At 57.9% G+C, this 14,055-nt stretch carries 18 protein-coding genes; 7 read left to right on the forward strand and 11 right to left on the reverse strand.

The genetic code is table 11. The features are described from left to right. Positions 1-35 precede the first annotated feature (35 nt). Entirely contained in the window at positions 36-1,130 is a 1,095-nt protein-coding gene (gene zapE, locus G5358_RS17185; RefSeq protein ID WP_216952218.1) for a cell division protein ZapE, read from the reverse strand. Positions 1,131-1,270: 140 nt separating this feature from the next. On the opposite strand from zapE, the gene G5358_RS17190 reads away from it, so the two are divergent. The 3 genes from G5358_RS17190 to degS all read left to right on the forward strand — a co-directional run bounded on the left by G5358_RS17190 (position 1,271) and on the right by degS (position 4,328). Further along, positions 1,271-1,651, forward strand: coding sequence for a YhcB family protein (locus G5358_RS17190; RefSeq protein WP_216952219.1), 381 nt, complete (start codon positions 1,271-1,273; stop codon positions 1,649-1,651). 81 nt (positions 1,652-1,732) lie between these two features. Next, positions 1,733-3,094, forward strand: coding sequence for a Do family serine endopeptidase (locus G5358_RS17195; RefSeq protein WP_216952220.1), 1,362 nt, complete (start codon positions 1,733-1,735; stop codon positions 3,092-3,094). Positions 3,095-3,203: 109 nt separating this feature from the next. Continuing rightward, positions 3,204-4,328, forward strand: a complete 1,125-nt coding sequence (gene degS / locus G5358_RS17200) for an outer membrane-stress sensor serine endopeptidase DegS (protein WP_216952221.1) — start codon at positions 3,204-3,206, stop codon at positions 4,326-4,328. A 146-nt stretch (positions 4,329-4,474) separates the two neighbouring features. On the opposite strand, the gene npr is transcribed toward degS, so the two are convergent. The 10 genes from npr to G5358_RS17250 all read right to left on the reverse strand — a co-directional run bounded on the left by npr (position 4,475) and on the right by G5358_RS17250 (position 11,291). Beyond that, the gene (gene npr / locus G5358_RS17205; RefSeq protein ID WP_005336318.1) at positions 4,475-4,747 is read right to left on the reverse strand and encodes a PTS phosphocarrier protein NPr; all 273 of its coding nucleotides are present in this window, start codon (positions 4,745-4,747) and stop codon (positions 4,475-4,477) included. Between the two features lie 20 nt (positions 4,748-4,767). Next, a complete protein-coding gene (rapZ, locus tag G5358_RS17210) occupies positions 4,768-5,634 on the reverse strand; it encodes an RNase adapter RapZ (RefSeq protein WP_021231839.1) in 867 nt (288 codons plus the stop codon). A gap of 45 nt (positions 5,635-5,679) precedes the next feature. Further along, a complete protein-coding gene (ptsN, locus tag G5358_RS17215; RefSeq protein ID WP_005336322.1) occupies positions 5,680-6,126 on the reverse strand; it encodes a PTS IIA-like nitrogen regulatory protein PtsN in 447 nt (148 codons plus the stop codon). Positions 6,127-6,128: 2 nt separating this feature from the next. After that, the gene (gene hpf / locus G5358_RS17220) at positions 6,129-6,416 is read right to left on the reverse strand and encodes a ribosome hibernation promoting factor (RefSeq protein WP_005336323.1); all 288 of its coding nucleotides are present in this window, start codon (positions 6,414-6,416) and stop codon (positions 6,129-6,131) included. 20 nt (positions 6,417-6,436) lie between these two features. Beyond that, positions 6,437-7,876: an RNA polymerase factor sigma-54 gene (locus G5358_RS17225; RefSeq protein ID WP_005336331.1), complete on the reverse strand. Its 1,440-nt coding sequence runs from the start codon at positions 7,874-7,876 to the stop codon at positions 6,437-6,439. Between the two features lie 65 nt (positions 7,877-7,941). Further along, positions 7,942-8,667, reverse strand: coding sequence for an LPS export ABC transporter ATP-binding protein (gene lptB / locus G5358_RS17230; RefSeq protein WP_005336333.1), 726 nt, complete (start codon positions 8,665-8,667; stop codon positions 7,942-7,944). Positions 8,668-8,670: 3 nt separating this feature from the next. Then, positions 8,671-9,198, reverse strand: a complete 528-nt coding sequence (gene lptA / locus G5358_RS17235) for a lipopolysaccharide transport periplasmic protein LptA (RefSeq protein WP_040068817.1) — start codon at positions 9,196-9,198, stop codon at positions 8,671-8,673. Then, on the reverse strand, positions 9,185-9,745 hold the full coding sequence (lptC, locus tag G5358_RS17240) for an LPS export ABC transporter periplasmic protein LptC (protein WP_005336338.1): 561 nt from the start codon (positions 9,743-9,745) through the stop codon (positions 9,185-9,187). The genes lptA and lptC overlap by 14 nt, the downstream gene beginning before the upstream one ends. Next, a complete protein-coding gene (kdsC, locus tag G5358_RS17245; RefSeq protein WP_047438734.1) occupies positions 9,742-10,296 on the reverse strand; it encodes a 3-deoxy-manno-octulosonate-8-phosphatase KdsC in 555 nt (184 codons plus the stop codon). The genes lptC and kdsC overlap by 4 nt, the downstream gene beginning before the upstream one ends. Then, on the reverse strand, positions 10,296-11,291 hold the full coding sequence (locus G5358_RS17250; RefSeq protein ID WP_005356672.1) for a KpsF/GutQ family sugar-phosphate isomerase: 996 nt from the start codon (positions 11,289-11,291) through the stop codon (positions 10,296-10,298). The genes kdsC and G5358_RS17250 overlap by 1 nt, the downstream gene beginning before the upstream one ends. Positions 11,292-11,498: 207 nt before the next feature. Between G5358_RS17250 and mlaF the strand changes: the two genes are divergently transcribed. From mlaF to G5358_RS17270, 4 genes are all read left to right on the forward strand, one after another. Further along, a complete protein-coding gene (mlaF, locus tag G5358_RS17255; protein WP_005336343.1) occupies positions 11,499-12,299 on the forward strand; it encodes a phospholipid ABC transporter ATP-binding protein MlaF in 801 nt (266 codons plus the stop codon). Then, on the forward strand, positions 12,299-13,078 hold the full coding sequence (gene mlaE, locus G5358_RS17260; protein WP_005336345.1) for a lipid asymmetry maintenance ABC transporter permease subunit MlaE: 780 nt from the start codon (positions 12,299-12,301) through the stop codon (positions 13,076-13,078). Before mlaF ends, mlaE begins: the two co-directional genes overlap by 1 nt. A gap of 7 nt (positions 13,079-13,085) precedes the next feature. Beyond that, complete coding sequence (mlaD, locus tag G5358_RS17265; protein ID WP_005336348.1) at positions 13,086-13,583, forward strand: outer membrane lipid asymmetry maintenance protein MlaD; 498 nt, start codon at positions 13,086-13,088, stop codon at positions 13,581-13,583. 2 nt (positions 13,584-13,585) lie between these two features. Then, a partial coding sequence (locus tag G5358_RS17270; protein ID WP_421324574.1) for an ABC transporter substrate-binding protein occupies positions 13,586-14,055 on the forward strand: 470 nt, incomplete at its 3' end.

A 14,055-nucleotide genomic window follows, 5' to 3' on the forward strand; every position in this document is an offset into this window, starting at 1 on the left:
AGATGCCCATCCGACTGGCAGGCGCGGTATTGTGACTAAGGAAGGTGCACTCTGGCAAGGTATTCGTGCGATTGCATTTCCTGAAGCCGTGAAAGACAGCGTTGGAATTCGAAATTCAGCAGCCCTTCGCCGTAGAGTTCTGTCATAGGAACCGCCGCCGACATGATGAGCTTGACGTGCCGTTCATAAAACTCATCGACCATGGCAATGAAGCGGCGAGCCGCGTCATCCGTGCCTGTGCCCATTGGCTGCACATTCGCCAGCAGAACAGTATGGAATAGCCTGGCCAGCTCGATATAGTCGTTCTGGGAGCGGGGAGTACAGCAAAGTTGCTCAAATTCCATATAGAGCACCCCTTCCCCCATTCCGAGCGACGTCAGCTGACGATGATTGACCTCGAACGCCCCCTCGCAAGCCGTATGCCCACCGGTTAATTGCTGAAAATAGCGGTCAAGATTGGCTTTTGCCTGCAAATCCAGCGGGCAGTGATAAATCTCGGCTTGTTCCAGCGTACGCAGGCGATAGTCGATACCGCCATCTACGTTAAGTACCTCGCAATGAAGCTCGATCAGCTCGATAGCTGGCAGAAAACGAGCTCGCTGCAGCCCGTTGCGATAAAGATCCTTTGGCGGAATATTTGAAGTGGCGACCAGCACAACACCGTGACCAAACAGCTCCTGAAACAGCGTGCCCAGCAACATGGCATCGGTGATGTCGGAGACAAAAAATTCGTCGAAACAGATGATGTCTGTCTCGCTGGCAAGCTTGCTGGCCACCAGTTTGAGGGGATCGGACTGCCCGCTCAACCCCTGCAATTCATCGTGAATGCGGTGCATGAAACGGTGGAAATGGCTGCGCATCTTGCGCGTCCCCGGCAGGCTGTCGAAAAAGGTATCCATCAGCCAGGTCTTGCCTCGGCCCACTCCGCCCCACATATAGATACCGAGGACGGGCTCCGGCTGCTTGGGCTTTTGCAGCCAACCCAGCAACCCTCGAGATCTGGTCGGAGTCGGGCGCCGTAGCAAATCCTGATACAGTCGCTCCAGCCTGCTAATGGCCATCCCCTGCGCGGGGTCGGCCACAAAGCCGGGGCGCAGCAGATCCTGCTGGTATTTTTGCTGCGGTGTCATCCTTGAGCGCCTCTCCAAGTCCCTGAATCGAGGACAAAATGGTATCACGGCCTCAGGACGCACGGTATAGTGCCATCAAGGCATGGCGGTTATGACGACCGCATAACCCCACTCTGTTTTAGCTGTAACAAGGAGCATCTATGAGTCTGTTAACTGGGATCCTGCTGGCTGTCGCGGCCCTGATTATCGGTATCGTTCTCGGCCGTTTTTCGGTACGCAGCCGCGATGCCGGCCGTCTGGAACAGGAACTGAAAAAGGCCCACAAGGAGCTTGAAAGCTATCAGGGCCAAATCAATACCCACTTCGCCGACAGCGCCGCGCTGATGGAGCAACTGGCCGAGCAGTATCAGACCCTCTATCGCCACATGGCCGAGCAGAGCAAATTCCTGGCCAAGGCACAGGAACCGCTGTTCCGTGAATCATTGGTAGAAGAAGCCCCAACCAAAGAAGCAGATGAGCCGGGCGTCCCGCCTCGCGACTATGCCGGCGCCTCTTCCGGACTGCTCAAACAACCAAATTAGTTCCTCGCGGAACTAATTGGCCAGCCCTGTGGTCTGACCTTGACGATTGCAATGCAACTTTTTCTGGGAGCTGTTTTTCATATGCGTAAACCTCTTTCCATGCTCAGTGTGCTAGCCCTCAGCGTCGGTATCGCCATGTCTGCGGCCCCTGCTCAGGCCGCACTGCCTTCCCTGTTAGGCTCTAATCAGGAGATGCCAAGTCTGGCCCCCGTTCTCGAACAGGTCACTCCTGCCGTAGTTAATATCTCTGTCTCCGGCAAGAAGATCACCCGCCAGCGTCTGCCGGAACAATTCCGTTTCTTCTTCGGTCCCAATATGCCCGATGAACAGGTGAGCGAGCAGCCGTTCCAGGCACTCGGCTCCGGTGTCATCGTCGATGCCAAGAAGGGTTACGTGATCACCAACGCCCACGTGGTTCACGAGGCGGACGAGATCAAGGTCACTCTGAAGGATGGTCGTGAATATGCGGCCAAGAAGATCGGTGAAGACAAGCAGTCCGACATCGCCCTGCTGCAAATCAAGGCCGAGGATCTGGTGCAGATCAAGTTCGCCGACTCCGACGAGCTGCGGGTGGGTGACTATGCGTTGGCAATCGGCAACCCGTTTGGTCTGGGTCAGACCGTCACATCAGGTATCGTCAGCGCGCTCGGTCGCAGCGGCCTCAACATCGAGAATCTGGAAAACTTCATCCAGACCGATGCGGCCATCAACTCAGGTAACTCGGGCGGTGCCCTGCTCAATCTGCGTGGCGAGCTGATCGGTATCAACACCGCGATTCTGGGCCCGAACGGCGGCAACATCGGCATCGGCTTTGCCATCCCCTCCAACATGGTGCGGGATCTGACCGAGCAGATCGTCAAGTACGGTGAAGTGCGTCGCGGTCAGCTGGGCATTACCGGTACCGAACTCACCTCAGACATCGCCAAGACCTTCGGCTACAACAAGAAGGATGGCGCCTTCGTCAACCAGGTCATGCCTGACTCCGCCGCAGACAAGGCGGGCATCAAGGCGGGCGATATCATCGTCAGCATCGATGGCAAGCCGGTTCGCTCCTTCGGCGAGCTACGTGCCAAGATCGCCACCATGGGCGCTGGCAAGCAGGTCGAGCTGGGACTGATCCGCGATGGCAAGTCACAAACGGCCAAAGTGACCCTGAAGCAGGCCGATGACAGCGAAGTGCGCGCCAGCGCGCTGCATCCGGCACTGGAAGGGGCCAAGCTGAGCACCACTACCGATCCGGTCTCCGGCGTCGCCGTGGCCGACATTGATCCCCGTTCTCCGGCAGCAGCTTCCGGCCTGCAGAAGGGGGACATCATCATCGGGGTCAACCGTCTGCGCATCAACACGTTGGGCGAGCTGAGCAAGGCGCTCAAGAACAAGCCTGACGTACTGGCGCTCAATATCCAGCGCGGCGACTCCTCGCTCTATCTGGTGATCCGCTAACCCCCTGATGGTTCAACAACCTCTCTATCACCCGCGGCCTTCGCCGCGGGTGATTTTTATCCATCGATAGTGTTATTCTCTGCCCGCAGCCTGTACGGATGAGAATGACATGAAAATTTTCCCTTTAGTCAGTTACTTGGGCAAGTCTGTCGGTTTCGGTTTGACCGTCGCGGCGCTGCTGTTGCTGCTGTTTCCCAATTTTCGCGGTGGCGCCCAACTCCCGGGGCTCATCACCAATGCCCGAGAACTGAGTTTCTCCTATGCCGCTCATCGGGCCGGCCCCGCCGTCGTCAACATCTACACCCGCAGCTTTGCTCCTAACCAGGGCAATCAGGGAGAACTGCGTCCACAAGGACTGGGCTCCGGCGTCATCATGACCCAGCGCGGCTACGTGCTGACCAACTACCACGTCATCGCTGACGCCGACCAGATCATCGTAGCCCTGCAGGATGGCCGGGTTTTCAGTGCCGAGCTGGTCGGCACAGACCCGCTTACCGACCTTGCCGTGCTCTATATCGAGTCAGATAACCTGCCGGTAATCCCGCAAGATCCGGAGCGGTTGCCAGAAGTGGGCGATGTAGTACTCGCCATCGGCAATCCCTACAACGTCGGCCAGACCATCACCCAGGGCATCATCAGCGCGACTGGCCGCACCGGTCTCTCCAGCATGGGGCCGGACAGCAATGGCCGGCAGGATCTGCTGCAGACCGATGCCGCCATCAACGAGGGCAACTCGGGTGGCGCGCTGGTCAACGGCCGTGGCGATCTGGTGGGCATCAACACCGCCACTTATCACCTCAACGGCAATCAGGAGAGCTACGGCATCAGCTTTGCCATCCCCTACCGGCTGGCGAAGCGGATCATGGATGAGCTGATCACCAATGGCAGGGTCATTCGCGGCTACCTTGGGATATCCAGCGTCGAGATCAACCCGATAATCGCGCGGATGATGAATCTCGGCGATCTGCGTGGTCTGGTAGTGAAGAGTCTGGATCCCTACGGTCCAGCAGCCAAAGGCGGTCTGCAACGAGGGGATGTGCTGCTCAAGATCAACGGCGAAGCCATCAGCGGTCCCAGAGCCGCCTTGGACAAGATCGCCGAGAGCCGCCCCGGCACCAAGCTGACCATATCGGTGTTACGCTCCGGCAAGCCGCTGGAAGTGGTGGTCACCATTGAAGAGGATGTGCGCTATCAGAACCGGGCTGGAGTCAGCAATGTCTCATCGGCCAGCTAACGCGGCAAAGGTCTATTGCATCAGCCTGCAGCCTGTTAGGCTGCGCCTAACTCTCATTTCTCCATGGAACTACATAGTCAGCCATGTCATGCCGCAATAGCGCGACCGAATACAAGTGAAAGGAATAGAAGAAGAACGAGGAGTGACTACTCCTCATTAAAGCCAGAGGTGAACAGCTCCACCACGGCGGCCAGGGCCTCGACCTCTTCGGGGCCCTCAACCTGTACTTCCACCTGCCGCCCTTGCGCCGAATCCAGCATCAGCAGGCCGATGATGCTGTCAGCATCGGCCTCCACACCATCTTCATTGCGCAGCAGCACGTGAGCATCGAAACCCTGCACCAGCTCGAACAGCATCATGGCTGGTCTGGCATGAATACCCAGCTTGTTTTTCACTTCAACCGAGGCGGAAACAGTCATCGGGTCGTCCTATTGGTCCGTCAGGATTGGGGAGCACTCTTGTCGAGAGTGCGGTGGCGGATCTGCACGTTCTTGCCGAGCAAACGAAATGCACTGGCCAGCCGCTCTGCAATAAAGACCGAGCGGTGCTGACCGCCGGTGCAACCGATGCCGACAGTGAGGTAGCTGCGATTGTTACGCTCCAGATGGGGCAACCATGTCACCAGCATGTTTTCGATCTGCTGGGTAAACAGCATCACATCGGCCTGCGCCGAGAGGTAGTTGGCAACCGGCTCATCCTTGCCGGTGAACGGCTTGAGCTCGGGGATCCAGTGCGGGTTAGGCAGGAAGCGGGCATCGAACACGAAGTCGGCATCCTTGGGAATGCCGTACTTGAAGCCGAACGACTCGAACACCAGCACCAGCTCGTTCTCTTTCTTCCCAAGCACCCGGGTCTTAATGAGCTCGCTCAGGTCGTGAATGCTGAGGGTGGTGGTATCGATACGCAGGTCAGCGGTCGAGGAGATGGGCGCCAGCAGGTGGGTCTCCTCCCGAATCGCCTCATCCAGCGACAGCTTGTTGCGTGAGAGGGGGTGCAAGCGGCGGCTCTCGCCATAGCGCTTGAGCAGGGTGCCGTTGTCGGCGTCGAAGAAGAAGCTGGAGAACTCAACCCGCCCCTCATTGCGCACCTGAGCGAGCAGATTTTCCAGTTTCTCCGGATCGCTCGGCAGGTTGCGCACATCGATACTGACCGCCAGCTTGTCGTACTGGCTCTCCACCGAGACAATCAGCTGGGGCAGCAGATTGACCGGCAGGTTGTCCACACAGTAGTAACCCAGATCTTCCAGCACTCGCAGGGCTACCGTTTTACCGGAGCCCGAACGTCCACTTACCACGATTAACTGCATCTTGTTCCCTCACGCCAAAACGGGTGTCTCATCCTTGGCCTGCTGTCAGGCCGAGGTCATGATCTGATAGAGCTCTTCGTCGCTGGTTGCCTGACGCAACTGGCGGCAAACCGCCTTGTCACCCAGCTTGGAAGCCATCAGAGAAAGGGTCTTGAGATGCTGCTTGCACTCGCTTTCCGGCACCAGCAAGGCAAACAGCAGGTCAACCGGTTGATTGTCGATGGAGTCGAAAGGAATAGGGTCGGCAAAGGTCATCAGGATCGCGGTTGGCGGGAATTCATCGTCAATGCGACCGTGGGGGATCGCAATACCGGCACCGATCCCGGTACTACCCATTTTTTCGCGGGCCAGCAAGCATTCAAACAGCGCCTGACGGGAGGTGCCAAGGCGTTCGGCGGCCAGCTCGCTGATGATTTCGAGGGCGCGTTTCTTGCTGGTACAAGGGACTGCACTCTTGGTGCAGTCCCGACTCAGTATGTGTTCAAGTTGCATGGTTATTTTTTATTTAACTTATCTTTGTGCTTGATGATCTGCCTGTCCAGCTTGTCGAGCAAGGTGTCTATCGCAGCATACATATCGGCATGTTCAGAGTTGGCAAACACTTCGCCACCGCTGACGTGCAATTTGGCTTCCGCTATCTGGTTCAGTTTTTCCACGCTAAGCACCACATGAACATTGTTGATGTGGTCGAAGTGACGCTCGAGTTTGGCAAATTTGTTATTCACATAATCACGCAGAGCTTCGGTGATCTCGACATGGTGTCCGGTCAGGTTAATTTGCATAACATCATCCTTTTGTTTGCCTAAACCAGGCGTTTGCGCTGATTGGAAGGTGGGATAAACAAGGATTCGCGATACTTAGCGATCGTGCGTCTCGCCACCATAATACCCTGTTCGGCCAGCAAATCCGCGATCTTGCTATCACTTAACGGCTTGGCAGGATTCTCTGCCGTGACCAGCTTCTTGATGAGCGCGCGAATTGCGGTCGATGAGCACTCTCCTCCTCCTTCGGTGTTCACATGGCTGGAGAAAAAAAACTTCAATTCGAAGATACCACGGGGGGTATGCATGTACTTCTGGGTCGTCACCCGGGAGATGGTCGACTCATGCATCTCTACCGCTTCGGCGATGTCATTGAGCACCATCGGCTTCATCGCCTCTTCACCATACTCGAAAAAGCCCTGTTGCTGCTCGACAATGCAACTGGCCACTTTCAGCAGGGTGTCATTGCGACTTTCCAGGCTCTTGATGAACCACTTGGCTTCCTGCAAATGGGAGCGGATAAACTGGGTGTCGGTGCTGCTGCGGGCGTTGCGGGCCATGGCGGCATAGGTCTCGTTGACCCGAATGCGGGGGGCGGAGTCGGGATTGAGCTCGACCACCCACTTGCTACCCTTCTTGACCACGGAGACGTCGGGGATCACGTACTGGGAGTCGCTCTGGATGATGCCATTGCCGGGGCGCGGCTCCAGCAGCTGGATCAGATCCAGCACCTCCTTGAGGTCGCTCTCCTTGAGTTTTGTCTTGCGGGCGAGGGTGCGGTAATCCCGGTTGCCGAGCAGCTCCATGTGCTCGAGGATCACCTCTTTTGCCTCGTTGAGCCAGGGGGTCTGCGGGTCATACTGATCCAGCTGGATCAGCAAACACTCCTGCACAGAACGGGCAGCAATGCCGACCGGATCGAAGTGCTGCACCCGCTTGAGTACCGCCTCGACCTCATCGAGTTCCACCTCTACGTCATCGCTGGTGACGGCAGCCTGGATATCCTCCAGCGCAACGGTCAGATAACCGGATTCGTCGATGGCATCGATGATGGCAAGCGCGATGGCGGCATCCACATCGCTGAAAGGTGTGAGCCGCATCTGCCACAGCAGATAATCCTGCAGGTTTTCGGTAGTTTCACCCTGATAGACGCTATCTTCCCCATCGTGGATGGGGCCCGCGCTTTGGGCGGTGCCGGCAGAGTAAACCTCGTCCCAGGTGGTATCCACCGGCAACTCGTCCGGCATCTGCTCCTGAGCCATGGCATCGCTGGAATCCAGCTGGCTGGCATCGACCGGCGCTTCCGGACTGGTCTCTTGCGCCTCGCTCTCTTCCTGCTCCAGCAGAGGGTTGTTTTCGAGCGCTTGCTGAATTTCCTGCTGAAGTTCCAGAGTGGAGAGCTGGAGCAGACGAATCGCTTGTTGTAATTGCGGCGTCATGGTCAGGGACTGACCGAGACGCAACTGTAATGTCGGCTTCATCTACGTCGGGATATCCTTATGTTCAGCGAGGCACTCGTCAAAGGAAATGAAGGCATGCCCCCTTACTATAGACTGAATTGATCGCCCAAATAGACGCGCTTGACCTGCTCATCGGCAAGGATGTCAGCCGGTGCACCTTCGGCAATCATCTTGCCGTGGCTGACGATATAGGCCTTCTCACATACGTCCAGAGTCTCTCTGACGTTGTGGTCGGTAATCAAGACGCCAAGGCCTCTATCTTTCAGATGCTGAATGATCTTCTTGATGTCTATCACAGAAATCGGGTCAACCCCTGCAAAGGGTTCATCCAGCAGAATAAAACGCGGCTCGGCCGCCAGCGCACGGGCGATCTCTACCCGACGGCGCTCACCGCCGGAGAGGCTCTGACCCAGGTTGTCGCGAATGTGGGTGATATTGAACTCTTCCAGCAGTTGCTGAACCTTGTCCTCACGCTCCTCGCGACTCAACCCCTTGCGGGTCTGCATCACCCCCATCAGGTTGTCGAACACCGACAGGCGACGGAAGATGGAGGCCTCCTGCGGCAGGTAACCGATGCCATTGCGCGCCCGCACATGCATGGGCTGCAGGCTGATGTCCTGATCGTCGATGGTGATGAGACCGGCATCGCGCTGCACCAGCCCCACGATCATGTAGAAGGAGGTGGTCTTGCCCGCCCCGTTGGGGCCGAGCAGGCCGACAATCTGGCCGGTGCCCACTTCAAGGCTGACGTCACTCACCACCATGCGGCGCTTGTAGCTCTTCTGCAGGCCCACTGCTTTTAACACTGCCATGGCTTATTTTCCCTGCTTCTTCTGGTCGGCGGGCTTGTCGAAATTCTCTACCTGATCAGGCAGGAATACGGTTTTGACCCGCTGGCTCGGGCTCTTGCTCTCGGCGATCATCTTCTGTTTGACGATGTCGTAGCGGATCAGATCGCCATTGACCTGGCTATCTTCCTGCTTGAGCTGACCGTTGCCGGTGATGGTCACCAGCCGGTTCTTCAGCTCGTAGCGGATAGTGTTGCCGTGGGCATTGACCGGCTTGCCGTTATCCAGGATCTGGAAGAAGGTGGCGGGCTTGCCGTAGGCAGTCATCACCTCGGCCCCTTTCTCGCCGGAACGGGTCACTACCACCTTGTCAGCCTTGATCCGGATGGTGCCCTGATTGATGGTCACATCCTCTTCGAAGGTGATGCGGTTGTCCTGCATCTCGGCCACCTGTTTGACGGCATCGACGTAGACCTTCTCGGCAAAGTCGGACTCTTTGGCAGTCACCGCACCACACAACAACAGGGCTGCGAGGGCCAGATTAGCGTTTTTCATTGAAATAGATGGCATGGCCTTGATCCAGTAACTCAAAATATTTGCGGTCCAGATGGCCCTTGAGGCCAACCCCTTGGGTCTGGAAATCCCGACCCAGAATGTTCACTTCTCGGTTGCTGCGCACATCCTGTGTCACCAGATCCAGCTCCAGATAGGGGGTATCCAGTGTGGAGATGAAAGAGGTGGGCAGCAGACCATCCAGATGCACCTTGTCCCGCAGGATGACGTTGTCGCCGGTGTTGAGCACGCCGGTTTCGGCGGTCACCTTCCACTCGGCGGCACCCTGATCGTCATACATGTAGACCACCGGCTTGTCGAAAGTGGCCTGCTCGAGGATTTGATAATACTCGGCGTAGGTCGACTCCAGCCGCTCGGTGCGCTTGCCGTTGATATCAAAACGGGTGGTCACCAGATCTTTGGCGACAAAATCCGGCTGATAGTTTTCGATTTTGACGGCGCTCTCCGGCACCAGCTCAACCTTGCCCAACTGCCAGGCAACCAGCGCGACCAGAAACAGCAGGGCAAACAACAGGGTCTGTCTGCTCATACCGAGGCCTCGGGCTGATAATCGTCGTGGCCCTGCGCCTGCAAAATGAGGTCACACACCTCGCGCACCGCGCCCATGCCACCGCCAAGCCGGGTCACCATATCGGCACGACTCAGCACCAGCGGATGGGCATCGGCCACCGCGATACCCAGGCCGCAGGCGGCCATCACCGGCAGATCGATGGTGTCATCGCCCATATAGGCGGCCTGTTCAGCAGTCAGCCCCAGCTTGGCCAGCAGCGCTTCGAAGTGAGGCAGCTTTTTATCAGCCCCCTGCACCACATGAGCCACACCCAGGCTTTTCATCCGATCGCTGACGATACGGGAGTTGCGCCCTGTGATGATGGCGATCTCGATCCCGGCATTGAGCAGTGCTCGCATGCCCGCACCATCACGGGTGCAGAAGGTTTTCAGCTCTTCGCCGTTGTTTCCCATGTAGATGAGGCCGTTGGAGAGCACCCCGTCCACATCGCACACCAGCAGGCGGATTTGCGCCGCCTTGTCGAACTGGCTGCGCGTCACCGGACCATAGAGGGTCGGTACGTTTTGCATCAAATTACTCCGGCTTTCAGCAGGTCGTGCATGTTGAAGGCGCCGAGCGGGCGCTTGTCACCATCCACCACCAGTAATCCGTTGATTTTTCTCGTTTCCATCAGCTTGACGGCTTCTGCAGCCATCATCTCTGGGCCTACGGTAACACAGTTGGCCGTCATCACACGGCTGATGGGGGTGTGATGGATATCGATCTGCTGGTCAAGAATGCGGCGCAGGTCGCCATCGGTAAAGAGCCCGGCCAGCAGGCCATTGCCATCGACCACAGCCGTCATACCGAGTCCTTTGCGGCTCACTTCCAGCAGCGCCTGGCTGATGGTGGCATCTATCCCTACTCGGGGCAACAGCTCACCGCTGTGCATCAGGTCGCCAACCCGCAGCAAAAGACGCTTGCCAAGGGAACCGCCCGGGTGCGAAAGCGCGAAGTCATCGGCGGTAAAACCGCGCGCTTCCAGCAGGGCGACCGCCAGGGCATCGCCCATCACCAGGGTTGCCGTGGTGCTGGAGGTGGGCGCCAGACCCAGCGGGCAGGCCTCTTTCTCCACCTTGATGCACAGGTGCACATTAGCCTCTTTGGCCATGGTAGAGGCGGGATTACCGGTCATACAGATGAGCGGAATGCCGCGGCGCTTGAGCACAGGCAGCAGAGCCAGGATTTCGTCGCTCTCGCCGGAGTTGGAGATAGCGATGATAAGGTCGCCACTGGAGATCATCCCCAGATCGCCGTGACTCGCTTCTCCCGGATGAAGGAAGAAGGCCGGTGTGCCGGTGCTGGCGAGGGTGGCGGCGATCTTGCTGCCGATATGGCCCGATTTGCCCATGCCGGTGACCACTATCTTGCCACCGCAGCGCAGCACCATTTCGCACGCCTTGTCGAAGGCGTCGTTCAGATACTGATAGAGTCCATCAATGGCTTGCTTTTCTGTGTCCAGCACCGCGCGGGCACTGCGACGAAAATCGAACAGTTCAGACACTTTCTCAGGCTTTACAGACATAAAGACACAGCTCCGGGCCGAAATTAGCTGCGGGATTATAAAAAAGTCTGCCCGGATAAGCGAATCGGATGGCAAGTCCCGCTCTCGATGACGCACTTTGTTACAGAAAACTGTCGTGCAAATGGGCTTGCAGCCTGTTCAATAGTTGTTCCTTGCTGTTGCTTAGACCTAGACTACCCCATAAAATTCGCACCTCATTTACACCGGATGGACAATTGTTTGAACAATGACCTGATCACCATCTCCGACCTGACCTTCAGTCACGGAGATCGGCTGTTGTATGACGGGATCAACCTGACCATTCCTCGTGGCAAGGTGACCGCCGTCATGGGCCCGAGCGGCATCGGTAAAACCACCCTGCTGCGGCTGATCGGTGGCCAGCTCAAGCCGGAGTCCGGTCACATTCTGTTTGACGGGGAAGATATCCCCACCCTCTCCCGTTCGCGCCTCTATGAAGTGCGCAAACGGATGAGCATGCTGTTCCAGAGCGGCGCCCTGTTTACCGGCATGACGGTCTACGACAACGTGGCCTTCCCGCTACGGGAACACTCCGGCCTGCCGGAGGAGCTGATCCACACCATCGTCATGATGAAGCTGCAGGCGGTGGGCTTGCGCGGCGCGGCGAAACTGATGCCCTCCGAGCTCTCCGGCGGCATGGCGCGCCGGGCGGCCCTGGCACGGGCAATTGCGCTCGATCCTGACCTCATCATGTATGACGAGCCGTTCGTCGGGCAGGACCCCATCACCATGGCGGTGCTGGTCAAGCTGATCAAGGAGCTGAACGATGCCCTCGGCATCACCTCCGTCATCGTCACTCACGATGTGAAAGAGGTGCTGAGCATCGCCGATTACGCCTACATCATTGCCAATCGCAAGGTGGTGGCGCACGGCACGCCGGATCAGCTGCGCGAGGAGCACAATCCCGAAGTCGAGCAGTTCCTCAAAGGATTGCCCGATGGTCCTGTTCCGTTTCATTTTCCGGCAGGCGATCTGCTACAGGATCTCTGATGTTGATAAGTCAAATAAGCAAGCTGGGGCGGGTCGGAGTGCGGTTTATCAGCTCCGTCGGTCGCGCCACCATCATGTTGTTCCATGCGCTGGCGGGCAAACCCGAGCCGCGCAAGCACTTCCCGCTGCTTGTCCAGCAGCTCTATGTGGTGGGTGTGCAGTCGGTGGCCATCATTCTGGTCTCCGGCCTGTTCATCGGCATGGTGCTCTCGCTGCAGGGTTACAACGTATTGAAGGATTTCGGCGCCGAGCAGAGCCTGGGGCCGCTGGTCTCCCTCTCCCTGCTGCGGGAGCTGGGGCCTGTGGTCACGGCGCTGCTGTTTGCCGGCCGTGCCGGTTCGGCCCTGACCGCTGAAATCGGCCTGATGAAGGCCACCGAGCAGCTTTCAAGCCTCGAGATGATGGCGGTCGACCCACTGCGCCGGGTGGTTGCCCCCCGCTTCTGGGCTGGCGTCATCAGCATGCCGCTGCTGGCCTTTATGTTCAGCCTGATCGGCATCTTCGGCGGCAAGCTGGTTGGCGTGGACTGGCTCGGCGTGGACGAAGGGGGCTTCTGGTCTGCCATGCAGGCCTCCGTCGACTGGCATGAAGACATCATGCAGGGCGCCATCAAGAGCCTGATTTTCGCCCTGGTGGTCACCTGGATTGCGCTCTTTAACGGCTATGATGCCAAGCCGACCTCGGCCGGGATCAGTCAGGCCACGACCCGAACCGTGGTCCACTCATCCCTCGCCGTGCTCGGCCTGGATTTTATACTCACTGCAGTCATGTTTGGATAAGGTAAAGATGAAGTTCAGCAAAGTAGAATTCCTGGTCGGCACCTTCATGCTGGCTGGCATCGGTGCCATTCTGGCACTGGCCCTGCAAGTGGCCGGTTTGAGCTTCAAACCGGAAGGAGAAACCTATACCCTGCGCGCGCATTTCGATAATATCGGCGGCCTGAAAGTCCGGTCGCCGGTCAAGGTCGGCGGCGTGGTGGTCGGTCGGGTCAGCGACATCGTACTGGACCCGAAAACCCAGGTGCCCGAAGTCACCCTGATGATGCAAAAGAGCGCTGGCGAGTTTGCCGATACCAGCTCCCTCTCCATCCTCACCTCCGGTCTGCTCGGCGAGCAGTACATCGGTCTGGCCCCCGGCTTCAGCGATGAGGAGATGGGCACCGAGATGCTCAAGGATGGCGACCTGATTGAAGACACCAAATCCGCCATCGTGCTGGAAGATCTGATTGGCAAGTTCCTCTATAGCCAATCCTCCGACAGCAAATCAGACAGCAAGAAGGAGTAATCATGTTCAAGAAAATCGCCCTGCTGCTGGGCCTGATGACCAGCATGCTCTTTTCCCTGTCTGCCCAGGCCGCTGTCGATGCCACCGACCCCAATGCGCTGGTGGATCAGGCTGCCAAGCAGACCTTTGCCCGCCTGAAAGCCGATCAGGCCCAGGTGAAAAGCAATCCGGATCACCTGCGGGTGATCATCCGCGAAGAGCTGCTGCCCTATGTGGACAACCGCTTCGCCGCCTACAAGGTGCTTGGCAACCAGATTAAAGAGACCACCGAAGCGCAGCGCAATGCCTTCGTCGAGGTGTTCACCGAGTACATGGTGAGCTCCTACGCCGATGCGCTGGCCCATTTTGACAAGCAGACCGTCAAGGTCGAGCCGGGCAAGGCTCCCAGCGGCAATATCACCGCCGTCAACGTCAGCGTGAAAGAGGCCGGCAAGCCGGACATCTTCCTCGAGTTCAAGCTGCGCAAGAACAA

It is taken from the genome of Aeromonas sp. 604176 (genome assembly GCF_049170755.1).
Taxonomy (GTDB): domain Bacteria; phylum Pseudomonadota; class Gammaproteobacteria; order Enterobacterales; family Aeromonadaceae; genus Aeromonas; species Aeromonas veronii_A.

What these genes read in the sequence shown, in the direction of transcription:
- mlaE (WP_005336345.1), top strand. Translation starts at nt 12,299, where the DNA reads ATGTTGATAAGTCAAATAAGCAAGCTGGGGCGGGTCGGAGTGCGGTTT.
- mlaF (WP_005336343.1), top strand. Translation starts at nt 11,499, where the DNA reads ATGGACAATTGTTTGAACAATGACCTGATCACCATCTCCGACCTGACC.
- G5358_RS17225 (WP_005336331.1), bottom strand. Translation starts at nt 7,876, where the DNA reads ATGAAGCCGACATTACAGTTGCGTCTCGGTCAGTCCCTGACCATGACG.
- kdsC (WP_047438734.1), bottom strand. Translation starts at nt 10,296, where the DNA reads ATGCAAAACGTACCGACCCTCTATGGTCCGGTGACGCGCAGCCAGTTC.
- degS (WP_216952221.1), top strand. Translation starts at nt 3,204, where the DNA reads ATGAAAATTTTCCCTTTAGTCAGTTACTTGGGCAAGTCTGTCGGTTTC.
- mlaD (WP_005336348.1), top strand. Translation starts at nt 13,086, where the DNA reads ATGAAGTTCAGCAAAGTAGAATTCCTGGTCGGCACCTTCATGCTGGCT.
- G5358_RS17195 (WP_216952220.1), top strand. Translation starts at nt 1,733, where the DNA reads ATGCGTAAACCTCTTTCCATGCTCAGTGTGCTAGCCCTCAGCGTCGGT.
- lptA (WP_040068817.1), bottom strand. Translation starts at nt 9,198, where the DNA reads ATGAAAAACGCTAATCTGGCCCTCGCAGCCCTGTTGTTGTGTGGTGCG.
- rapZ (WP_021231839.1), bottom strand. Translation starts at nt 5,634, where the DNA reads ATGCAGTTAATCGTGGTAAGTGGACGTTCGGGCTCCGGTAAAACGGTA.
- lptC (WP_005336338.1), bottom strand. Translation starts at nt 9,745, where the DNA reads ATGAGCAGACAGACCCTGTTGTTTGCCCTGCTGTTTCTGGTCGCGCTG.
- G5358_RS17250 (WP_005356672.1), bottom strand. Translation starts at nt 11,291, where the DNA reads ATGTCTGTAAAGCCTGAGAAAGTGTCTGAACTGTTCGATTTTCGTCGC.
- npr (WP_005336318.1), bottom strand. Translation starts at nt 4,747, where the DNA reads ATGACTGTTTCCGCCTCGGTTGAAGTGAAAAACAAGCTGGGTATTCAT.
- zapE (WP_216952218.1), bottom strand. Translation starts at nt 1,130, where the DNA reads ATGACACCGCAGCAAAAATACCAGCAGGATCTGCTGCGCCCCGGCTTT.
- G5358_RS17190 (WP_216952219.1), top strand. Translation starts at nt 1,271, where the DNA reads ATGAGTCTGTTAACTGGGATCCTGCTGGCTGTCGCGGCCCTGATTATC.
- ptsN (WP_005336322.1), bottom strand. Translation starts at nt 6,126, where the DNA reads ATGCAACTTGAACACATACTGAGTCGGGACTGCACCAAGAGTGCAGTC.
- hpf (WP_005336323.1), bottom strand. Translation starts at nt 6,416, where the DNA reads ATGCAAATTAACCTGACCGGACACCATGTCGAGATCACCGAAGCTCTG.
- lptB (WP_005336333.1), bottom strand. Translation starts at nt 8,667, where the DNA reads ATGGCAGTGTTAAAAGCAGTGGGCCTGCAGAAGAGCTACAAGCGCCGC.